18 protein-coding genes and 3 pseudogenes are annotated in these 23,108 nt (G+C 39.9%); 7 read left to right on the top strand and 14 right to left on the bottom strand.

Features of this window, described 5'->3' with window-relative positions:
• Positions 1–445: 445 nt before the first annotated feature.
• Entirely contained in the window at positions 446–1,825 is a 1,380-nt protein-coding gene (trhP, locus tag DPV97_RS05990) for a prephenate-dependent tRNA uridine(34) hydroxylase TrhP (protein ID WP_005695474.1), read from the bottom strand.
• A 179-nt stretch (positions 1,826–2,004) separates the two neighbouring features.
• Positions 2,005–3,321 carry an NCS2 family permease gene (locus tag DPV97_RS05995; RefSeq protein ID WP_070712877.1) on the bottom strand — a complete coding sequence of 439 codons (1,317 nt, stop codon included), beginning with the start codon at positions 3,319–3,321 and terminating at the stop codon, positions 2,005–2,007.
• Positions 3,322–3,522: 201 nt separating this feature from the next.
• Between DPV97_RS05995 and DPV97_RS06000 the strand changes: the two genes are divergently transcribed.
• Positions 3,523–4,053 carry an inorganic diphosphatase gene (locus DPV97_RS06000; RefSeq protein WP_005695476.1) on the top strand — a complete coding sequence of 177 codons (531 nt, stop codon included), beginning with the start codon at positions 3,523–3,525 and terminating at the stop codon, positions 4,051–4,053.
• Positions 4,054–4,168: 115 nt separating this feature from the next.
• Here DPV97_RS06000 and DPV97_RS06005 read toward each other — a convergent pair whose 3' ends face one another.
• Complete coding sequence (locus tag DPV97_RS06005; protein ID WP_070712874.1) at positions 4,169–4,576, bottom strand: MerR family transcriptional regulator; 408 nt, start codon at positions 4,574–4,576, stop codon at positions 4,169–4,171.
• Between the two features lie 71 nt (positions 4,577–4,647).
• Here DPV97_RS06005 and DPV97_RS06010 point away from each other — a divergent pair.
• A pseudogene (locus tag DPV97_RS06010) lies at positions 4,648–5,017 on the top strand (alcohol dehydrogenase catalytic domain-containing protein); the annotation flags it as partial.
• Positions 5,018–5,148: 131 nt separating this feature from the next.
• On the opposite strand, the gene DPV97_RS06015 reads toward DPV97_RS06010, so the two are convergent.
• From DPV97_RS06015 to DPV97_RS06025, 3 genes and pseudogenes are all read right to left on the bottom strand, one after another.
• Complete coding sequence (locus tag DPV97_RS06015; RefSeq protein ID WP_243585220.1) at positions 5,149–5,616, bottom strand: PM0630 family protein; 468 nt, start codon at positions 5,614–5,616, stop codon at positions 5,149–5,151.
• 9 nt (positions 5,617–5,625) lie between these two features.
• Entirely contained in the window at positions 5,626–5,796 is a 171-nt protein-coding gene (locus DPV97_RS06020; protein ID WP_080350016.1) for a YoaH family protein, read from the bottom strand.
• A 21-nt stretch (positions 5,797–5,817) separates the two neighbouring features.
• A pseudogene (locus tag DPV97_RS06025) lies at positions 5,818–6,426 on the bottom strand (pseudouridine synthase); the annotation flags it as partial.
• Here DPV97_RS06025 and DPV97_RS06030 point away from each other — a divergent pair.
• A pseudogene (locus DPV97_RS06030) lies at positions 6,424–7,017 on the top strand (alpha/beta hydrolase-fold protein); the annotation flags it as partial. The pseudogenes DPV97_RS06025 and DPV97_RS06030 overlap by 3 nt on opposite strands.
• Positions 7,018–7,101: 84 nt before the next feature.
• On the opposite strand, the gene DPV97_RS06035 reads toward DPV97_RS06030, so the two are convergent.
• Positions 7,102–10,326, bottom strand: a complete 3,225-nt coding sequence (locus tag DPV97_RS06035; RefSeq protein WP_070712870.1) for a S8 family serine peptidase — start codon at positions 10,324–10,326, stop codon at positions 7,102–7,104.
• Between the two features lie 204 nt (positions 10,327–10,530).
• On the opposite strand from DPV97_RS06035, the gene galE reads away from it, so the two are divergent.
• The 4 genes from galE (at position 10,531) to DPV97_RS06055 (ending at position 15,767) form a co-directional block, all read left to right on the top strand.
• Positions 10,531–11,547 carry a UDP-glucose 4-epimerase GalE gene (gene galE / locus DPV97_RS06040; RefSeq protein WP_005695480.1) on the top strand — a complete coding sequence of 339 codons (1,017 nt, stop codon included), beginning with the start codon at positions 10,531–10,533 and terminating at the stop codon, positions 11,545–11,547.
• Positions 11,548–11,627: 80 nt separating this feature from the next.
• Positions 11,628–12,902 (top strand): MFS transporter, encoded by a 1,275-nt coding sequence (locus tag DPV97_RS06045; protein WP_070712868.1) that lies wholly within the window; start codon positions 11,628–11,630, stop codon positions 12,900–12,902.
• Positions 12,903–13,000: 98 nt separating this feature from the next.
• A complete protein-coding gene (gene adk, locus DPV97_RS06050; RefSeq protein ID WP_070712866.1) occupies positions 13,001–13,645 on the top strand; it encodes an adenylate kinase in 645 nt (214 codons plus the stop codon).
• Between the two features lie 97 nt (positions 13,646–13,742).
• The gene (locus DPV97_RS06055) at positions 13,743–15,767 is read left to right on the top strand and encodes a hypothetical protein (RefSeq protein ID WP_070712865.1); all 2,025 of its coding nucleotides are present in this window, start codon (positions 13,743–13,745) and stop codon (positions 15,765–15,767) included.
• A gap of 70 nt (positions 15,768–15,837) precedes the next feature.
• On the opposite strand, the gene lipA is transcribed toward DPV97_RS06055, so the two are convergent.
• The 7 genes from lipA to mrdA form a co-directional block, all read right to left on the bottom strand.
• Positions 15,838–16,800 carry a lipoyl synthase gene (gene lipA, locus DPV97_RS06060; protein WP_005697928.1) on the bottom strand — a complete coding sequence of 321 codons (963 nt, stop codon included), beginning with the start codon at positions 16,798–16,800 and terminating at the stop codon, positions 15,838–15,840.
• A gap of 61 nt (positions 16,801–16,861) precedes the next feature.
• Positions 16,862–17,503 carry a lipoyl(octanoyl) transferase LipB gene (gene lipB, locus DPV97_RS06065; RefSeq protein ID WP_070712863.1) on the bottom strand — a complete coding sequence of 214 codons (642 nt, stop codon included), beginning with the start codon at positions 17,501–17,503 and terminating at the stop codon, positions 16,862–16,864.
• 1 nt (position 17,504) lies between these two features.
• Complete coding sequence (gene ybeD, locus DPV97_RS06070) at positions 17,505–17,783, bottom strand: DUF493 family protein YbeD (RefSeq protein WP_049362289.1); 279 nt, start codon at positions 17,781–17,783, stop codon at positions 17,505–17,507.
• 107 nt (positions 17,784–17,890) lie between these two features.
• On the bottom strand, positions 17,891–19,078 hold the full coding sequence (locus DPV97_RS06075; RefSeq protein ID WP_070712861.1) for a D-alanyl-D-alanine carboxypeptidase family protein: 1,188 nt from the start codon (positions 19,076–19,078) through the stop codon (positions 17,891–17,893).
• An 18-nt stretch (positions 19,079–19,096) separates the two neighbouring features.
• Positions 19,097–19,957 carry a septal ring lytic transglycosylase RlpA family protein gene (locus tag DPV97_RS06080; protein ID WP_070712859.1) on the bottom strand — a complete coding sequence of 287 codons (861 nt, stop codon included), beginning with the start codon at positions 19,955–19,957 and terminating at the stop codon, positions 19,097–19,099.
• A gap of 54 nt (positions 19,958–20,011) precedes the next feature.
• Positions 20,012–21,127: a rod shape-determining protein RodA gene (gene rodA, locus DPV97_RS06085; protein ID WP_070712858.1), complete on the bottom strand. Its 1,116-nt coding sequence runs from the start codon at positions 21,125–21,127 to the stop codon at positions 20,012–20,014.
• Entirely contained in the window at positions 21,127–23,103 is a 1,977-nt protein-coding gene (gene mrdA / locus DPV97_RS06090) for a penicillin-binding protein 2 (RefSeq protein ID WP_070712856.1), read from the bottom strand. The genes rodA and mrdA overlap by 1 nt, the downstream gene beginning before the upstream one ends.
• Between the last annotated feature and the right edge of the window lie 5 nt (positions 23,104–23,108).

The raw sequence follows: 23,108 nt of genomic DNA on the forward strand, positions 1-23,108 counted from the left end.
CCCTTTAAATACTCTATAGCTCTGTTTAGCGTAATGGGCAATCCAATAAACTACAAAAAATTGAGTAAATTCTATCACTAGCTATCCAACATTGGTTACATTACATTGTAAAGTTTGCCTCTGTACGTAAGGTAAGCTATTACCGAGTCCATCTTAGGTTTAGTGGGCGTAACAGGATAGTTTCACTCACATAATATAATCCCTTATTTTTATGTCAATAATAATTAGTTTATATATTTTTTCATAAATAATATGAGGTTAATTGATTTTAAAATGGAGTGATTTATATGATTTTGGAGTATCTTTTTAGGACATAAAAAAAGCCCTTTCAAAAAGCTGAAAGGGCAAAATATTTGGAGTCATACTATGAGTTGTTGAATTAACAAATCAGGTATGGGATGTATTATAGTGTATTCATTAACAAATGCAACAATTTTTTAACAAATTAATTGTGTGGATTGCGTGTGTTGGTGTTGACCAAGTTACGCATTAGCAACGCATAATCAAGTTGGATGTCTTGTGGCACATCTAAAAAGACAAAGTGGCCATCGCCGAGTGCGGCTTCCACATTTTCATTTTTTCGATTGAGCATTTTTTCAATTTTAAAAACGATGTTGCCTTGTGGCGTCATCATTTCCACTTCATCACCAAGCAAGAATTTGTTTTTCACCGCTACTTCAGCCATACCTTGTTCGTTACGTTTACCGGTAAATTCACCGACAAATTGTTGGCGTTCAGAGATAGAGTAGCCATATTCGTAATTTTGGTATTCATCGTGCGTATGGCGACGTAAGAAACCTTCGGTATAACCACGATGCGCAAGGGATTCCAACGTATCCATTAAGCTTTCATCAAATGGTTTGCCTGCTGCCGCGTCATCAATGGCTTTGCGATAAACTTGTGCGGTTCTTGCGCAGTAATAGAATGATTTAGTACGGCCTTCGATTTTTAAAGAATGCACACCAAGTGCGGTCAATTTTTCTACGTGTTGTACTGCACGCAGGTCTTTTGAGTTCATAAAGTAAGTGCCGTGTTCATCTTCAAACGCCGTCATTTGCTCATCTGGCTTTTGTGATTCGGTGTAAAGGAAGACTTTATCCGTCACTGCACCTTCGCCCAAGGTTGGCGCCACATTTTTCACTTCGATTTGTTGAGCAGGATCGATTTTTGGCACGATGTTGCCCACTTCATCCGTAGTGCCTTCTTCCATTTTATATTCCCAACGGCAAGCATTCGTGCAAGTGCCTTGGTTTGGGTCGCGTTTGTTGATATAGCCAGAAAGTAAGCAACGGCCAGAATACGCCATGCATAACGCACCGTGTACGAAAATTTCGAGTTCGATATCTGGCACGTGTTGGCGAATTTCAGCGATTTCTTCAATGGATAATTCGCGCGATAAAATCACACGAGTTAATCCCATTTGCTTCCAGAATTTTACGGTTGCCCAGTTTACCGCATTCGCTTGTACAGAAAGGTGAATATCAATATCCGGGAAGTTTTCACGCACCAACATGATTAAGCCTGGGTCAGACATAATTAAGGCATCAGGGCCCATGTCGATGACAGGTTGTAAATCTTTGATAAAGGTTTTGAGTTTGGAGTTATGCGGTGCAATGTTCACCACTACATAGAATTTTTTGCCAAGCGCATGGGCTTCATCAATCCCGATTTTTAAATTGGCATGATTAAATTCATTGTTACGTACACGTAAGCTGTAACGAGGTTGGCCTGCATAAACGGCATCTGCACCATACGCAAAGGCGTAGCGCATGTTTTTAAGGGAGCCCGCAGGGGAGAGTAATTCAGGTTTAAATGGGGTTGTCATAATGTTCTCTTGTCTGATTTCAGGTCAGTAGCTTGCTTTTGGCAAGCCGTATTAAAGGCCTGTATTTTAGGCGGATTTAGGGATTTGTAAAGTAAAAGTGCGGTTGGTTTTTCGATTGTTTTTTAGGCTAGAAATAAAAAAGGCGAACTATTTGTTCGCCTTATCAAGATTGTATTTAATTAAATTGCCCAGCCGCCAGCATAGAATGCGACAAGGACAATGGCGATGATAATCGTGCCGATGTTGAGTTTTTTCACATCACCACTCACAATACGACCAATCACTAATGCCGCAAAGCCAAGCATGATACCGGTTACGATGTTTGCCGTTAACACGATGAATACTGCGCAAACTAAGCCGCTCATTGCGCCGACGAAATCATCGAAGTCTAATTTGCTTACATTGCTTAGCATTAATAAGCCCACATACATTAACGCCGGCGCAGTTGCATAACCTGGCACTAAGAATGCAAGTGGCTGGAAGAATAACATTAATAAGAACAATACGCCGATTACGATAGCGGTGATACCCGTTTTACCGCCTGCGGCTGTACCTGCTGCAGATTCGATATAAACGGCTGCTGGCGCAGTACCGAATAAACCTGAGAATAAGCTACTTACAGAGTCAGAGGTTAAGGCTTTACCGCCGTTGATGATTTGTCCGTCTTTATCTAATAAGTCAGCTTGTCCTGCAACGGCACGAATCGTACCTGTTGCATCAAATACCGCCGTCATCACTAACGCAAAGACAATGGGTAAAATGGCCGGTTGTAACGCACCTTGTAAATCTAATTGTAAGAAAAGTGAGTTTTCACCAAAGGTTGGCATTTTGAAGATTTGGCCATTGAATGTGACGTTTGGATCGAAGATTAAACCTACGATAGTAATGGCGATGATGACCCATAAAATTCCGCCTTTCACTTTCATTTTTTCTAAGCCGATAATGAATGCAAGGCCAATTAAAGACATCATCACAGGGAACGAGGTGAAATAACCTAATTTAACCGGTAAACCCGCTTGGTTGCCGACCACTAAGCCTACGCCGTTTGCGGCGATTAAAAGTAAGAATAAGCCGATCCCGATCCCTGCACCATGCGCGATGCTTGATGGCAGGTTACGTAAGATCCAAGAACGAATACCTGTCGCAGAGATTAAGGTGAACACTAAACCCATGAGGAATACCGCACCTAATGCCACAGGAATAGAAACATGTTGACCGATCACCAAGCTAAATGCGGTGAAAGCGGTTAATGAAATGGCACAGCCGATCGCCATTGGCGCATTTGCCCAAAAGCCGATTAAAATCGAACCAAGACCTGCTACTAAACAGGTTGCGATAAACACTGATTCAGCCGGAAAGCCCGCATCACCAAGCATTTTAGGCACAACAATCACGGAATACACCATGGCTAAGAAGGTGGTTAAACCCGCGATGATTTCTTGACGAACCGTTGAACCGCGTTTGCTGAGTTCAAAGGTTTTTTCTAAACTTGACATAAAGTCCCCTAGGTTAATAATCAAAAAAAGACGTGCTATTTTATAGCAAATTATTTAAAAGTAAACGTTTGCGCAATCGTTTTTTTGTTAGTCTGGCGGGAAAGTGCGGTCAGTTTTGAGGATGTTTTTCGCATATTTTTTTATCGACTAAAAACTGCTATACTCTGAAAGTTTTTAACGTAATCAAAAAAAGGAAAAACAATGGCTGATTTTAATCAAATTTTAACGCCAGGCGATGTAGATGCTGGCATTATCAATGTGGTAAATGAAATTCCAGAAGGTAGCTGCCACAAAATCGAATGGAACCGTAAAGTTGCAGCGTTCCAATTAGACCGTGTTGAGCCAGCGATCTTCGCAAAACCAACTAACTATGGTTTCATTCCACAAACTTTAGACGAAGATGGCGATGAGTTAGACGTTTTATTATTAACTCGCCAACCACTTGCAACTGGTGTATTCCTTGAAGCAAAAGTAATTGGTGTAATGAAATTCGTTGATGATGGCGAAGTGGACGATAAAATCGTTTGTGTGCCAGCAGATGATCGCGACACCGGCAATGCATACAACAGTCTTGCAGATGTACCTGCGCAATTAATCAAACAAATTGAATTCCACTTCAATAACTACAAAGCATTGAAAAAACCAGGTTCAACAAAAGTGACTCACTGGGGCGATGTAGAAGAAGCGAAAGAAGTGATTCGTGAATCTATCAAACGTTGGAATGAACGTTAATTTTTCATGTTAATGAATAAAAAGGCATCAAATTGATGCCTTTTTATTTATCTATGAGCATGAGCAAAAGTGCGGTCAACTTTGACCAACCCAAAAGTTGGACCAAACTCTTAACTTAGGTTGTTTCAGGAATCTGTGGCAAATTCACGGCTTCCACTGAGCCTAACGCTTTGGCTTTTTGATAAAATGCTAACTTGTATTCCAGTAAGTTTAAATAGCGTTTTAATTTAGCAATTTGGCACTTCACATTTTCTGTTTGGCTTTCAAATAATGCAAGACGTTCGTCAATGGTATCGTCGCCGATGATGGTACATTCCGCAAAACGTTTAATATCTTTTAAGCTCATTCCTGTATTTTTCAAGCATTGTAATAAACTCAACCATTGCCAGTCGTTATCTGTAAAACGGTGATTACCGTGTTCATCGCATCCAACGTTAGGCAATAAGCCTTCTTTGTCGTAAAAGCGTAAAGTGTGGGCAGAGATACCGATTTTTTCAGCAGCTTTAGCGGTGGCGTAAGTCATTTCCCTTCCTTATAAATAAAAAGTTGCAATCTCGTGCGGCGGTTGCATTCGCACCAAATCAACCCTTATAAATTGTGGAAATTGACGTAGAAATGCCACGCAAAGGCAAGGTGTTAATTCGTAACACTCACACGGGCGTGTGCCATACTGATGCATTTACGTTATCAGGAAGCGATCCTGAAGGCGTATTCCCAGTAGTGCTTGGGCACGAAGGTGCGGGTGTAGTTGTTGCTGTGGGTGAAGATGTGTTAAGTGTAAAACCAGGCGATCACGTTATTCCGCTTTACACTGCAGAATGTGGCGAATGCGAGTTTTTGCCGTTCAGGTAAAACCAACTTATGCGTTTCAGTGCGTGATACGCAAGATAAAGGCTTAATGCCGGACGGCACGACGCGTTTTTCTTATCAAGGTCAGCCGATCTATCTCTATATGGGCTGTAGTAATGTGCTAGCAATGTTGGAATAGAGAGAAGGTTTTTATCCAGATATCGGCTATACAAAATCTGCACCTTAATTAGTTGATTGCTTAGTTCAACTAATTAAGGTGCAGATTTTTTGTCTGATGCTTATATATTATTTTACTATTTCAAATGCAAGGTTTCTAAATACATAGTTACCAATTTGCACTTCCATTCCATATTTACCAATTGGATCTGATTTACCAAATTTCCAACAACGGGTAATATTTTCTTTATCTTTTGCAATCACATCACCAATAATTAAGAACTCTTTTTTGTCTTCCGATGCAGTAACGCTCATTCCTTCAGAGGCAAAATTGGTTGGTGCTGGTGCATAAAATGCTTCAGCAATGCGTACTCGGCCTGTTAATGGCACATTGAGAGAGCTCCAACAGAGTTGTTGATTTTGACTTCTTGAAATTTGAGTTCCTTTTACAAGGCTGGGTGATTTTGAGCTAACATCATACACATTTAAAACAACTGCAGGCTGACCATTTATTGGATCTTTAGCAGTAGATGTGGTTTCTGTTTTAGGTGCAGCCATTACACTAGCAGAAATAAGTGCTAATGTTGCAATCATCATTTTTTTCATTTAATTCCCTCCGTTTGATCTAATTGATTTTGTTGATATTTTTTCTCTTAACTGATTCGCAATAATTTGAATTGCTTGTCCCATACTGATGCCTTGTTTTGCAAGTTTCTGGATTTCTTCAACCGCTTCTTGTTGTTGCTCATGCTTTAATGAAATTAGTGCATTATCCATTTTGTTTCTCTTTTTGTCTAATTAAAAATCAGGAAAACTCGAATTAAAGAACTGAAAAAGCCTTTGCCATTGGTCATCAAGCGGTGCTTTTATCGTGATTTTTTGCGAAGTTTTCGGATGAACGAAACGCAAAAAATGCGAATGTAACATCAATCAATTTACGCCTGAGTGTTCACTTAAGGCACCGTTTTGATGTAAGTCACCATATTTAGTATCGCCCATAATCAGGTGGAAAAGGTGCTTCAAGTGCCGTCTTAGCTGATGTTTTCGCCCCGTTTGCGGGAAAAGTTCGACCAATGAATAACGTGCCGTTTGATGCTTGCCCACAGGGTAAGGTATTTCCACTGCTGCTAAACTTTGATAATCGGTAATCGCCTCTTTCGATTCCTTTTCCTGCGAAAATTTATCCGCCACTTTATCTAAAATCACTTTGAGCGGATACGCTACTCTGGCTTGTCCTTGTAAATAACCTCGAACCACCGCCAAATAACCTTTTTCCATTTGATAATTTTCGAATAATTCACACATCCTTTTCGCCATTTTGCTATTCAAGGCAAACAGCAATACGCCCGAGGTGGGGCGATCTAAACGGTGTAGCGGGAAAACATGCTGACCAATTTGATCCCGTATTCGGCAGACCATCAAGTGATTGTGGTTGCCCCCGATACCAGCCCTCGCGGAGAGCAAGTGCCGAACGATGTGGCTTACGATTTAGGGCAAGGTGCGGGCTTTTATCTTAATGCGACCGAGCAGCCTTGGGCGATGAATTATCAAATGTATGATTATATTTTGAACGAGTTGTCCCGTCTGATTGAGGAAAATTTTCCTACCAACGGCAAACGTTCCATTATGGGACATTCAATGGGGGGACACGGTGCCTTGGTATTAGCATTACGAAACCGGGAACGTTATCAAAGTGTTTCTGCCTTTTCGTCCATTTTGTCGCCAAGTCTTGTGCCTTGGGGAGAAAAAGCTTTTACTGCTTATTTAGGGAAAGATTGTGAAAAATGGCAGCAATATGATGCCAACTCGCTCATTCAACAAGGATATAAAGTGCAAGGTATGTGTATTGATCAGAGCTTGGAAGATGAGTTTTTGACAACATAATTACTTACCGAAGATTTTATTGAAACCTGTCGTGCAGCAAATCAACCGCTCGATGTGCGTTTCCACAAAGGCTACGATCATAGCTATTACTTCATCGCCAGTTTTATTGGTTAGCATATTGCCTATCATGAGGCATTTTTGAAGTAACCAAAAAAAGTGCGGTCAAAACTGACCGCACTTTTGTCTTATTGAATATCGTTAAAAAGAGAAGCGTAATTCTGCATTCACATTATTGGCTTTGGTATCGTGGTTGTAAGCACCTTGATAGCCCACTTTCACACTGAATGTCGGCGTGAATTGCGCTTGTAATGCCACACCTGTCGTGACGACATTTTTCAATTCTTTACCATAAAGATTCGCGACACCTTGATTATTGATTACCAAGCTGCCTTCAGCGGCTTTATCTTTATGGAAACGATGATAAGCTACATCGCCTAATAGATTTAATTGAACGCCACCAATTGCAAATGGAATAGATGGACGTAAACCTACAGAGGTAATGATTAAATCACGATTGTTGTCTTTTAACTGCACTTCGTCTTTTGTCATACCTTTGTTTTTGATATGCATATAGCTTACGCCAGCATAAGGTTCAATCGCAAAATGTTCCCCTTTTAAGCCAGTGTAGGCAAGTTCAGCAAAGACATTTTGTGTTTGGTTATGGCTTTTCACACCTTGTGCAAATTCAGCACGTTGTTCGTGTTTTCCCCAGCTTTGAATAAAGCCAATTTTTGGTGTTAATACGTTGAAACGATGTTCAGCTGTTAAGCCTAAATGTATAGCACGATCTTTCGAAGTGCGGTCAATTTTGTGGCTATTTTGTGTTGAGCCGACAAATACACCTAAATGTTTGTTTGTATCAATGGTTGCATCAATACCCACAAGTTGATTGTACGCATGGCTGCTTAAACTATCCGTGCTGAAGTGGGTGAAGGTGCCACTTGTCCAAATTTGTGTACCTGCATTAAGTTGAGCTCTTACTGCACCTGGTTGAGCAAGTTGCTGACGAATCAATAAACCATTTAACACGTTGTGTTGTTGAGCTGCGAGATCTTCATCATAGCTTAAACGAGCAAAAGCTTGGCGAGCATTCTCTTTTGTTCCCCAAATAAGGCTTTGGTAAGCCGGTCTGTTTGTCGCTGCATCTAATGCATTGGCGATAGCCACTTCATTTTCAGTGGTTGCTGCAGATGAAAGGGCTTTTTTATGAACGGTTACTTTCAGCGTATTTGCATTACTTTCATTTTTAACGGCAAAGAAATCATAAGTGCGAGGTGTTTCAACTATCGCATTTTCAGCTCCTACAAATGAGCCAGTACCTTGTACTGACACTGCTTTTTGTGGATTTTGTTGTAATTGAGGCAGAATTTCTTCGTCAAATTTATTTGGCACTAAAATAGAGCCGTCGGCAAAGGTTGCATTGACGTTAGCAATACCATTATTCAGTAAGAAATGACCACCTTTTTCCACTGTTGCGGTAACCGTTTTCGCGGTGCTGGTTAAGGTTTTGGTGACAAATCCATTATCACTTGGTTTAGTGACTTCTGCTTTCGGTAATACTTCCAATGTTGTACCTTGTTTCACAATAACTTGCTGTGTAGAACCAAGAGATTGATTTAACCCTGAAAGCTGACCTTCATTCACAGTAATTTCACCAGTGAAGCTGTTATTACCGGTGAGGATTAAGGTGCCAGTCCCATTTTTAGTGAGTGCGCCAACATAGCCTTGTGCGGCACGTTCATTACGAGCGGCTTCACGCGCTAAACCTACTTGATATTCTGCTTTTTCTTCAGCTGTCGCTCCTGCATGATTTTGCATTAATGCTTGTAATTCAGCTTTGCGTGTTGTCCAAGTTGCCGCTTCAGCTTGATCTTCGACTTGACGTGTTTTGATGGCTTTATCGCTAATATCATTTGACCAAACATCATTTTGATTGAGGTTGATTTCCACGTTTCCTAAGAATTGACCTGGGCCAAACATGGCTTTGCCAAGATCTAAAATCCCCCACCCCCAAACGTTACTCGGTATACCTTGTTCAGTTTCCCAACGTTCTAACGGTTTACCTTCAAGCCCTTTACGAAGCGTGGTTTGTCTTGCTGTGGTTAGCATGACATCACGCGCTTGATTGGTTGTCATGTATGGATAGCGAGAAAGAATGACACCTAATGCACCACTTACGTGTGGGGCAGCCATTGAAGTACCACCAGCTGATTTGTAAATAGGGTCACCATAAGTATTGTTGTCTTGTAATTGAATGTAGGAGGAATAGATGTTGGCGGATGGAGCCGCAATCGTCCACCATTTTGAATGGCCGGCGAGGTTAAATTCTTGAATATCTGCGCCTGCTTTTTCATCACTCACATCTCCATTTGAGTCATTCGGATAGCCTTCACCGCCGACTTGACCGGTGACGTTTACCCAGTATTTTTCTGCATCAGGTCTGAAATAAGGCAACATCGCACGCGTAAAGGACTCAGCCATCATACTGCGGTTACCCGCGGTAAAGACTTGAATTACTTGTTTATTTTTTGCCACTTCATAAGCCGCATCAACAAAGTTTTTCTCACCACTGGTCACAAATTGATAATAAGCTTTTTCAGCCTCGCCTAAGTTACTTAAATAAATATGTGCCGCAGGACTGGAAATTGGCTCAGGTGCTTTTGGTACATCATAATATTGCACGCCATATTCAGGCACATCACGCCAATCATATTTTGGTTTATAGCCTAAGGCACCAGCAAAGGATGAATTGACACGACGGTTTGAACCCCAACTGTTATTAATCACTTTTGCTCCGGCATCTGCTAGGGCAGAGTAGCCTTGTAAGAAGAAACTATAGTCTTGATTTGGACCATAGGTCATGTTGTCGTTACCACCGGTATTAGCAGAATACAGATTAGCGCCGAATGCTACACCGTGCATCTCGTTTCCATCACGCGTTGCCGCCATTGTCCCGCCAACATGGGTACCATGAGCATCATTGGTATATTTATGCCACGAGCCGTCAATATTGAAGGCTTCGCCTTTAGTGAAAATGCCATTATCTGTTTTATCAAAATTACGTTTGCCGTTTTTTACGGGTTCGTTTTTATTGATTGGGCCATTTCCCACCGATGCATCGGGATAACGCATGCCATCTTTACTATAAGTCCCTTCTGTTTTTACAACGTGGATTCGACCGTCTTGAAATTCAGGGTGGTTTAATAGCACACCTGAATCCATCACGCCAATTTTTACGCCTGAACCATTAAAGCCAAGAGCATAAGCCGTGGAAGCATTCATTGAGGTTAAGCCCCAGTCTTTGAGGTATTCAGCGCTTTCCCAGCTTTTGGTATTACCTGCTTGGCCTTGTTCAGAATAAGCGGTTGCATTGGCGGCATACCAACCAACGAGTAATGCAAGTGCAGTTTTTTGAAGTTTCATGTTGTCTTCCTTTATCTTTTGATTTTCGTAGGCTATTATTCGCCTCATCGAGAGGTGCTTCAATGACCAAAATCAAATTCCTATAGAAAAATGTTTATTCTGTGACAACGATCACACCAAAGTGCGGTCAAAAGAGGGGATAAATTTATGTATCGTAGAAATCAATGTTATAATTCGCGAACAAAAATAATTAAGGAGTAACTCATGGCTATTTTAGTAACGGGTGGTGCTGGCTATATCGGTTCACACACCGTAGTGGAATTATTAAATGCAAATAAAGATGTCGTGGTATTGGATAATTTATGCAATTCATCGCCAAAATCTTTAGAACGCGTCAAAGAAATCACGGGCAAAGACGTGAAATTTTATGAAGGCGATATTTTGGATCGTGCTTTATTACAAAAAATCTTTGCTGAAAACAGCATTCAATCGGTAATCCATTTTGCAGGTTTAAAAGCCGTGGGAGAAAGTGTCCAAAAACCCGCTGAATACTACATGAATAACGTCGCAGGCACGATTGTTCTCATTCAAGAAATGAAAAAAGCAGGCGTGTGGAACTTTGTATTTAGTTCATCTGCAACGGTTTATGGTGATCCGGAAATTATTCCAATTACAGAAGATTGCAAAGTGGGCGGTACAACCAACCCTTACGGAACCTCTAAATACATGGTGGAACAAATTCTGACCGATGTTGCGAAAGCTGAACCACAATTTAGCATGACGATTTTACGTTATTTCAATCCAGTAGGCGCTCACGCAAGCGGCTTGATTGGTGAAGATCCAAATGGTATTCCAAATAACTTATTACCTTACATCAGCCAAGTTGCGATCGGTAAATTACCGCAACTTTCGGTATTTGGTAGCGATTATGATACTCATGATGGCACAGGTGTACGTGATTATATTCACGTGGTGGATTTAGCGATTGGTCACTTAAAAGCATTAAATCGCCATGAAAATGACGCAGGTTTACACATTTATAACTTAGGTACAGGTACCGGTTATTCTGTGCTTGATATGGTGAAAGCGTTTGAACAAGCGAACAATATCGAAATTCCGTATCGTCTTGTTGCGCGTCGTCCAGGCGATATTGCAACCTGCTATTCCGATCCAAGTCTTGCTGCAAAAGAGTTAAATTGGACAGCAGAACGTGGTCTTGAGCAAATGATGAAAGATACTTGGAATTGGCAAAAAAATAATCCGAAAGGATACCGAGATTAATCTCACTCTTATTGGGCGGAGTATCATTCCGCCCTTAATATTTTAATCAGATAAAACACGCTCAAAAATAACCGCACTTTATGTCAGAACAATCCCTTTCTAGTCAAATATTTACCCGCAAAATGCTGATCTGTGTCTTCACTGGATTTAGTTCGGGTTTACCACTTTTCGTGTTATTGCAAATGTTGCCTGTATGGTTGACAGATAAAGGGCTTTCCGTTGAATTAATCGGTGCATTGACAGGGGTGATGGTGCCATATGGTTTGAAGTTTTTATGGGCGCCATTATTAGACCGCTATTTCCCGCATTTTTTAGGGCGTCGCCGTAGTTGGTTATTGATTTCTCAAATGGTTTTGCTGATTTCCCTTTATGCGATAAGTCAGTTTGATCCCGTGGCTGAATTAAGTACAGTGGCTAAAATTGCCACATTCATTGCCTTTTTCTCAGCGACACAAGATATTGTACTCGATGCTTATCGTCGTGAAATTTTAACGGACAATGAATTAGGATTGGGAAACACCATTCATATCAATGCTTATCGTGTTGCAGGCTTAATTCCAGGTGGGCTATCGCTTTATTTAGCGACAATTTATCCATGGGAAACCGTCTTTTTATTGACCGCACTTTGTATGCTAGTGGGCATATTTATGACGCTCTTTTTAGCGAAAGAACCAAACATTGCACAGGTCGATCGTGATCAACCTTTCTATATGGTGTTTTGGATACCGCTGAAAGAGTTCTTCCAACGTAAAGGTGTTGCCCAAGCGATCGGTTTTTTACTCTTTTTGTTCTTGTATAAATTTGGTGATTCATTTGCTACCACGTTACAAACGAAATTTGTCTATGACATGGGCTTTGAAAAAGAACATATTGCGTTGGTGGTAAAAAGTACCTCACTTTGGGCAAGTATCTCAGCCGGTCTCGTGGGTGGCGTGATTATGTTGCGCTTAGGCATTAATCGTGCATTATGGGTATTTGGTTTTATCCAATTAATCACTATTGGTGGATTTATTTGGTTAGCGGCATTTGGGCATTTTGACCCAATTGGCGCCGCAGAACTTTGGAAATTAGGTTTCGTGATTGCGGGGGAATATATCGGTGTCGGTCTGGGTACTGCTGCCTTTGTCGCCTTTATGGCCCGTGAAACCAATCCACTTTATACTGCTACTCAGTTAGCCTTATTTACCAGTCTTTCTGCTTTACCGAGTAAAGGGCTTGGTATGTTATCGGGTTACTTGGTTAAGGCAGTAGGCTACTATCATTTTTTCTGGATTTGTTTATTCCTCGCTATCCCAGGAATGATTTGTTTATTCTGGGTGGCACCATGGAATGAAAAAGGAAATGAAAAAGCTTAAAATAAAATAAAGCGCGGTCAAAATTAACAGTAAAATCATTTGACCAAACAAGGCTTTAACGGTATTTTAAACGGGGCTATTATTTATTGGAGATTTGTATGAAAATTATTCTTTTAGGTGCACCAGGTGCAGGAAAAGGCACACAAGCACAATTTATTATGAACAAGTTTGGTATCCCACAAATTTCAACAGGGGATATGTTCCGTGCCGCGATTAAAGCTGGGACAGAATTAGGCAAACAAGCAAAAGCATTAATGGATGAAGGGAAATTAGTACCGGATGAATTAACTGTTGCGTTAGTAAAAGATCGTATTTCTCAACCAGATTGTGCAAATGGTTTCTTATTAGATGGTTTCCCACGTACGATTCCACAAGCGGATGCGTTAAAAGAGTCAGGCGTGAAAATTGATTACGTTTTAGAGTTTGATGTGCCGGATGAAGTGATCGTTGAACGTATGAGTGGTCGTCGTGTTCACCAAGCGTCTGGTCGTTCTTATCACATCATTTACAACCCACCAAAAGTGGAAGGTAAAGATGATGTAACGGGTGAAGATTTAATTATCCGTGCCGATGATAAACCAGAAACTGTGTTAGATCGTTTAGCGGTTTACCACAAACAAACCAGCCCATTAATTGATTATTATCAAGCTGAAGCAAAAGCAGGTAATACGCAATATTTCCGTTTAGATGGTACTCAAAAAGTGGAAGCTGTAAGTCAAGAGTTAGATAAAATCTTAGGTTAAAATAGACTGGAAACTGACCGCACTTTGAAGATTAAAGTGCGGTTAATTTTTCAAAAGGATTTTGAGATCGTAAATTGAGATCGTATTTGGGGACATTATGAGCAAGAAAAGAACAATAGCATTGACGATTTCGGCTATCGCATTGGCACTTGGGATCGGCGCACAATTTTACACCAATCATAAAATCGATCAGGTATTAAAAAATTTCCCTTATTCTTTGGATAACCAAGCAACATTAAATGTGACACAAACTGCGAAAAACTTTTTTATTCGAGAGTTAATCTTTAGTGTAAAAGATAGCGATGCGAAAAGCACAAATGTGATTTCAACTAAGCTCACCGCACTGCCTTTCTTCATTACAGCGGAGTCTCAGTTATCTGATCAATTAGTTCGTCAATTAAATAAAACATTAAATATCACGATTGATAAAAACACGATTAATAGTAAATTTTCGCCGGTAGGGGATTATTTACAGTCTGATATTTTGACGGAATTCCGTGATTTTGCGAATAAGTCCCAAAACCTTTCTATTGGTCTTCATTTCTTAAAAAATAAAGAAGTTGAGCTAAAAACAAACTTAAGTGGTTTTAATTACGATAAAGACACGAAACTTGAAGAAATTGAGGGTGAAGCTCGCCTTGTGCCTGTTGGAGCAAATCAATATGACCTATCAAGTATTGACTTAACCGCGAAAAATGCCGAAGTGGCATTGTTAAATGGGGAAAATACACATGTTTATTTTAAAAATGCCACTTATCATTTTGATGTGAAACCTGGAGAATCAGATAAACGTGATCTAAGTACAAAATTTAGTAGTGATATTTTACGCATTGCCAATAAAAGCCGTACGACAGAAGAAAGCCAAGCAACAGCAGGTGGTTTGAATTTATTGATTAAACAAAATGGCGTGCCAAGTGCGGTCAATTTTCATCATGAATTTAAAAAATTAAGTGATGGCTCATTAGATATTAAAGACGGCGTCAATTTGTTAACGAAAATTTTTACACAAAACGATCGTTTTGATGGTTCATTATCGGTACTTTCTGTCAATGTGCCTAAAAATAATCAACCTTACTTTAACTTACAAAATGCCAGTCTTGAACTTAAGTTGGCGAATACAGATTTAACCAAAGCCAATGTGGATTTCAAATTAAATGTTGAAAGTGTGAAACAAACTCCTGCCGATGAAGAGCGTAAATGGGAAGCTAAAGGCGGTAAAGTTAATATTCAGTTAGATGATTACAACGTGGCAAACGAATTGGCGTTTGTACCGTTTTTATTAGATGCTTTTGCTGAGAAAGAGGCACCGTCAAAAGACAATAAAGACTTCTTGAATGCCAAAGATAAATGGGTGAGAGAATTTAGTGGCAAAACCAATATTGAGGCCGCATTAAAATCATTTAATATGGCCGATCTAGTGCTTGATGACGTATCAGCCAGTGATAAGACGGAAACATTAGACAATGATCAATATAATGAACATATCACATTGTCTGCGAATAAAGCGAGTTACCCAAGTGCAGGTTTCGAATTTGAAAAATTAGCGGTTGATGCACCATTTAAAATTAATCACAGCAAAGCGCATTTATCAGCAAGATTTTGCTCAGCACCGTTTTATGGGGCCTTATGCAGCACACATTTAACGTCAGCAACATTTGATAAATACATCAAAAATTCATGGAAAGAGCTTGATTTAATTGTTGATAATGCAACGTTGAATTTAAATCTAAATACTTATCCAGAGACTAATGCTTATTCTGTTAAATTGGAAGTGAGTGGTATTGTGCCTCAAGTGCCCGAAGATGATTCATCAGACATGATTCCAGATAATATTGAAGGCACATTTAATCTGACATTAAGTAAAATGTTGTTTGATGATCAAAATGAAAAAGCCTTAGCCATTAAGGAAAATTCATACTTTTGGCAATATTTAAGTAGCTTTGTGAAACATGATGGAAAACTTCACCGAGAATTTGTAGAAGAAGGTGATAATTACGTTTCTAGAGTGGAAAAAACGGAAAATGGCTACTTAATTAATGGTCGTACGCTTGAAGATCTTCGTCAAGAAAGCATGATGGAGACTGATGAGGGCGAGGAAGGAAAGCCGGAAGCGACTGACTAGCTGTAAAAGATAATATAAAAAATGACCGCACTTGAGATTAAAAGTGCGGTCATTTTTTTAGCTGTTTTAATTACTTCACTAATCCACCACTTGCTTGCAAATCAGCATGGTAAGAAGAGCGAACAAATGGACCACAGGCCGCGTGTTCAAAGCCCATTGCATTGGCTTTATCACGGAATTCATCGAACTCAGCTGGTGGCACATAGCGCGCAACCGGTAAGTGATGGCGACTTGGTTGGAGATATTGGCCCAGTGTAAGCATGGTGACGCCATTCGCACGTAAGTCTTCCATTACTTCAAGAATTTCTTCGTTGGTTTCACCTAATCCCACCATTAAGCCTGATTTAGTTGGAATGTTTGGGAACATTTCTTTGAAATCATGAAGCAATTTTAAAGACCATTGATAATCGGCACCTGGACGAATTTCTTTATATAAACGTGGTACATTTTCCAAGTTGTGGTTGAACACATCTGGTGGATTGTCTTTTAATTTTTCTAAGGCTTGAGTAATACGTCCACGGAAATCCGGAACCAAAATCTCAATTTTGATGCCAGGGTTTAATGCACGCACTTCTTTTACACATTCAGCAAAATGACCTGCACCACGATCAGGTAAATCATCGCGGTCTACAGAGGTAATCACCACATATTTCAACTTCATATCTTGGATAGTTTCAGCTAATTTACGTGGTTCATCCGGATCGGGCGGTAATGGTTTACCATGTGCAACGTCACAGAAAGGGCAACGACGAGTACAAATTGCCCCCAGAATCATAAAGGTTGCCGTACCATGGTTAAAGCACTCGTGTAAATTTGGACAAGACGCTTCTTCGCAGACAGAATGTAGGCCATGACGACGCATCCCGTTTTTGATGGTCTCGATCTTTAATGAGCTAGATGGCAATTTGATTTTCATCCATTCCGGCTTTTTCAATAATTCTTGATTAGGATCGATGTTTTTAACAGGGATGATTGATGTTTTGGCTGCATCGCGGTATTTTACGCCGCGTTCCATTTTAAAAGGCGTTGACATTGTTCTTTCCTAAAGAAAAATGCCTGATTCAGGCATTTTTTATGTGTTATAAAAGTGAATGTTATAAATTTGTAACATTATAGCCCAAAAGTTCGGCAAAGTGTTTAATTAATTTGGGGGAAACCTTGTCAAGTGTCGCCTCTTCTTTACCGATAAAGTCAGCAAGTTGACACATTTCAAGTCCTGCATAGCCACAAGGATTAATGCAATGGAAGGGATTGAGATCCATATTGATATTAAATGCCAAACCGTGGAAAGAGCACCCTTTACGGATACGTAAACCTAATGAACAGATTTTTTTGCCGTCAATATATACGCCTGGTGCATCGGGTTTTGGATAACCTTCAATGCCATAGTCTGCGAGGGTTTTCACGACAGATTGTTCAAGTGCGGTCACTAATTGACGAACATTTAAATGTTCATGACGTTTAATATCAATGAGTACATACATCACCTGCTGACCTGGGCCATGATAAGTAATTTGACCGCCACGATCTGATTGAACAACAGGTATATTACTACTTTGTAATAAGTGCTCTGGTTTGCCTGCTTGGCCTTGTGTGAAAACAGGATGATGCTCAACTAACCAAATTTCATCAGTTGTTTCTGCATTTCGATTATCCGTGAATTCCTGCATTTTATGCCAGATCTCTTGATAATCTTGTAATCCTAATTGACGGACAATTAAATCTGTTTTTTTCATCTTAGATAACCATTTTGACACCTTCAACTTTAGCAAGCTCTTTGTAAAGCGTTTCTACTTGCTCAAAGTTTTGTGCCACGATATCAATTGAAACTGAATTATAAGTACCTTTACTACTGCGTTTTTCCTTTGGAATATAATCACCCGGTAAATATTTTTGTATCACCGCAACGATGTCTTGTGCTAAGTTCTCACGGTTAACACCTGCGACTTTAAATGTCATTGCAGCAGGGAATTCCATTAATTCTTTCAGTTTTTCATAATCATTTTCTGTTGTCATGTTAAATCCTTACTTAAGAGTAAGGTGCGTGAATCAGTTAAATTCACACACCTTACGAATTTATTGATGTGATATAAATGGGGAAGTGCGGTTAATTTTCAAGGTGTTTAGTTAAATAATCCTTTAACCGTTAACACTAACCAGTCCCAACCTTTACCTAAGAAACCGCCTTCTTGCACATCTTCTAATGCTTGAAGGTTCACAGTGGCGACATCTTTGCCGTCTAATTGATAAACGATTTTACCCACTACTTGGCCTTTTGTTAAAGGTGCTTGTAAGTACTTGTTATCTAATTCATAACGTGCTTTTAAGTCAGTTTGCTTACCTTTTGGTACAGTAATAAAGCCATCTTCTAAGACACCAAGTTTAACGTCACCTTTATCACCGTAGTAAACAGATTGTTTTGAAATTTCCTCGCCTGCTTTTTGGGTTTTTAATGTTTCAAAGTTAGCAAAACCCCATTGTAAGAGTTTTTTACTTTCTACTTCACGGCCTTTATAGGTTGGTACACCCATGACAACAGAAATCAAACGCATATTGTTTGGACTTGTTGCCGATGCGACAAGGTTATAGCCAGCTTGGCTTGTGTGACCGGTTTTCATCCCATCAACGTTAATGGTTTTATCCCATAATAATCCATTACGGTTAGGTTGTTTGATTTTGTTGAAAGTAAAGTCTTTTTCAGCGTAGATTTTATATTCTTCCGGTAAATCACGAATAATGTGTGCACCAATAATCGCCATATCACGTGCAGTTGAATATTGGTTTGGATCGTCTAAACCATGTGGTGTAGTGAAGTTAGTATTTTTTAAGCCAAATTGTTGAACGTATTTATTCATAGTATCAACGAAGTTAGCTATTGTGCCCGAAATATGTTCAGCCACTGCCACACAAGCGTCATTACCAGAAACAATGATAATCCCTTTGTTTAAATCACCTACAGACACTTGTTGATTTAAATTTAAGAACATTTTTGACGAATCAGGGAAATTTCTACCCCAAGCGGTTTCGCTAATCGTCACCATATCTTCATTGTGGATTTTACCTTGTTTTAATGTCGTACCAACCACGTAGCTAGTCATCATTTTTGTTAATGAAGCAGGGTATTGGCGTTGGTCTGGGTTAAGTGATGCAAGTACTGCACCAGAATTGTAATCCATTAAAACATAAGTTTGTGCATTCACTTCCGGTACTGCGATACCGTATTGAATATCCTCAGCAGCAGCAAATGTTGATGCTGCCATTAATCCTGAGCAGAGTACAATTTTTTTCAATTTTGCCGATTGTTTTAACATAGCATTTCCTTTAATAGCTTATTGGTTTTTATAAGTATAAACGATTACAGGTTGCCCATTGATCGTTTTTTGTAATTTTGTTTTTAATTGATTAATATCCGCTTGATCCGAAATTGGGCCAAAATGGATTTCGTAGTTTCGTCCATTTTGGTTAATTTCGGTTTTTATGTCATCTAATGCGAGCTTTGTGATGATGTTTTCTGCTTGATTTTTTGACGACAGCGCGAGTAGTTTTAACTTGAAGACAGTTTTTGCATCGCTTGTGCTGTCTGAGTTCTGATTTTTTTTTTCGCTATTTTTATTGATGGCTAAACGATCACTGGCTTCTTGCGTTTTAGCATGCTTAGCGAGTGTTTTAGCACCTGCACCTGAAATTTGACCTTGATTATCTACATGTAATGCTTCAATTCTAACATGTCCCGTTCCACGAGCAATAAGCCCCAATTCTTTAGCTGCAGAATGTGATAAGTCGATGATACGTTTCTCACTAAACGGACCTCGATCATTAATCCGTACAATCACTTTGCGATTATTGTGTAAGTTTGTGACAACCGCATAAGAGTTTAAAGGCAATGTTTTATGTGCAGCTGTAAAAAGTGATGAATCGTAGCGTTCACCATTGGCTGTTTTTCTTCCATTAAATTTATTGTGATAATAACTTGCGGCGCCTTCTTTTGAATAGTTTTTTGATTCATCCCCTTGTGTAGTATAAGTTTTGCCGTTTACTTCATAACTTTGTGGTGTAGGAATAGTTGTTTTTATAGATAAAGAATCCCCTTGGATGCCATACATTTTTGGGGTATCAGCAAAGCTAGATAAACTAAATCCCATAATTAATGTGAAAAGTGCGGTCGTTTTTAAGATGTTTTTTAATTTCATACTTATTACTGTCAATATTATTGCTGTATTCCTATAAGAAAGCCAAAAAGGAAATTAGTTCCCTTTCATAAAGCGAGGTTTGTGAGTATGAATGGACATCACTAAACCAAAGCTCGCCATGATAGCGACATAAGAGGTGCCCCCATAGCTAAAGAGAGGCAGAGGCACACCAACCACGGGCAAAATACCGCTCACCATACCAATATTTATGAAAACATAAACGAAGAATATCAGTGTGGTAGCACCAGCAAGAATACGCCCGAAAGAGGTTTCTGCATTTACCGCAATCATTAAGCCACGGATAATAATAAACAAATAAATTGCCATCAGAATAAGAAAGCCGACCATTCCATGTTCTTCACTCATCACGGCAAAAATAAAATCAGTGTGTGGTTCAGGCAAAAATTCTAATTGGGATTGTGTCCCTTGCATCCATCCCTTGCCTGATATACCGCCTGAACCGATAGCAATTTTGGATTGCAAAATATGATAACCCGCCCCAAGAGGATCTTTCTCTGGGTCAAGTAAGGTTAATACACGCATGCGTTGGTAGTCATGCATTAAATACATCCACATGATAGGAATAAATGCCGCTAAGCCAACTACTGCAGCAAGAATAAGCCACCAACTCATTCCTGCTAAGAATACCACGAATAAGCCCGATGCACTAACCAGAATTGATGTACCCAAGTCAGGTTGGATGGCAACAAGTAAAGTTGGCACCATAATCATAGCGATAGCAATAAAGGTTTCGCTCATTTTAGGTGGTAATGGGCGATTACCTAAATACACGGCGACCATTAATGGCACCGCAAGTTTTACAATTTCAGACGGCTGAAAGCGAATAAAGCCGAGATCTAACCAACGCTGTGCTCCTTTACTGGTTGTGCCGAAGGCATCAACCAAAATCAGCATAATAAAACCAACCAAATATAAATAAGGAGCCAGGCGCTGATAAAATTTAGGGGGAAGCTGTGCCATAATCATCATGACAACAAAACCTAATATGACCTGAATGATACGGTTTTGGAACATGACTTCACTCGCGCCAGATGCACTATAAAGCACAAGCATACCATAGGCAGTAATGGCAGCTAAACCAATAAATAATAAGAAATCAATATGTAAGCGTTGCCATAATCGCAAGCATAAAGGTACTTTTTCTTCCATTATTCATTCTCACTTGGTTGGGGTTCTTGCGTTGGTACGTCTAACTCAGTTTGGTCCGTCATCTTTTCTTTTTCAGCATTTTGTTGACGTTCAATTTGCGGCAAGCGCTTATTTAGATAGAAATCCATAATTTGACGCACAATTGGCGCAGCATTGCTTGAGCCGCCACCTGCATTTTCTAAAATAATCGTGACAACTAATTTCGGATCTTCGTAAGGTGCATAAGCAGTGAACCAAGCATGGTCATGCAATTCTTTTTTCAAACCAGCCGCATTATATTTTTGGTTTTCTTTTAAGCTGAAAACCTGCGCAGTACCGGATTTCCCTGCTACATGGTAATTCGTGCCGATAAATGCTTTTCGTCCAGTCCCCGCACCTGAATTCACCACATTGAACATACCTCGCTTAGCTGCGTCCCAATAAGCTTGTTTAGGATCGGTAATATCTTCATATAAAAGTGGGTCTTGATAGGGCTCAATGGTGGCACCTTCAACTGATTTCATTAAATGTGGTGTATGAATTTTACCGTTATTGACTACAATAGAGGTCGCTTTTGCCACTTGTAATGGTGTCGCTGTCCAATACCCCTGCCCAATACCCACTGAGATTGTATCGCCTTGTACCCAAGGTTTTTTATAACGTTTTTGTTTCCATTCTTTACTCGGCATATTAGCCGTGGCTTCTTCTTGAATTTCGATCCCTGTCGGCATACCAAACCCAAAACGTTTCATCCACATGGAGAAACGATCAATCCCTAAATTAAAGGCGGTTTGATAGAAGAAGGTATCCGATGATTCAGTAATAGCTTTGTTTAAATCCGTATAACCATGCCCCGTTTTTTTCCAATCTCGGAAACGTTTTGTTGAGTTTGGCAATGTCCAGTAGCCTGGGTCAAAAATCGTGGTGTTAGGTGTAATCACCCCTTCAGTTAATGCCGCAACAGCAACGAATGGTTTTACCGTAGAGGCTGGTGGATAGACACCTTGTGTCGCACGACTATAAAGCGGTCGAGTAGGGTCTTCGAGTAAACGTTTATAATCACTAGAAGAAATACCATCGACGAATAAATTATTGTCATAGCTTGGTGTTGAAACCATCGCTAATACGCTGTTATCTTTCGGATCAAGCACAACAACAGCGCCTTTTTGACCTGAAAGGAGCGACATAATATAGCGTTGAAGGGTAAAATCGATGGTCAGATGAATACTTTTACCCGCTTTGGCTGGTTGTTCACGTAGTTTACGAATAACTTTACCACGGTTATTAATTTCAACCTCTTCGAAACCGGTTGTACCATGGAGTTGTTCTTCGTAATAACGTTCAATACCCAGTTTCCCCATGTCCGTAGAACCGGAATAGTTAGCAAATTTCTCTTCTTTTTTTAGGCGCTCAACATCTCGGTCATTAATTCGTCCAACATAACCCAAAATATGGGTCATGGCTTCACCATATAGGTAATTTCGTTTGAAATAAGGACGTACATCAAGGCTTGGATATTTATATTGATTTACCGCAAAACGGGCAATTTGTTCTTCCGTTAGGCTGGGCTTGAGTAAAATCGGCGTATAGCGTGTACCACGACGACGCTCTTTTTTGAAATGTTCAATGTCTTCATCTGTGAGTCCCACAACATAGCGTAATTCTTCAAAAGTGCGGTCTAAATTTTCTGTTTTTTCTGGCACGATATATAAACCGAAAAAGGTGAGGTTTTCTGCCAGTAATTCGCCGTAACGGTCGTAAATTAATCCGCGAGTAGGAGGAAGCGGAAGTAATTTAATACGGTTACCATTAGAGCGAGTTTGATACATGTCGTAATTCACCACCTGAAGATGGTAAATATTGGCAAATAGCACGCCACTGAGAGCCAAAATACCGATCAATGCCACCAATGTTCGACGTGCAAACAAATTCCGCTCCGCTTTTTTATCGCGGATCGGTTCATTGGTTGGTGCAGAAAAGAATTTTTTTATATTCATCGGTA

Origin of the sequence: Haemophilus parainfluenzae (assembly GCF_003253005.1) — a bacterium.
Lineage (GTDB): Bacteria > Pseudomonadota > Gammaproteobacteria > Enterobacterales > Pasteurellaceae > Haemophilus_D > Haemophilus_D parainfluenzae_M.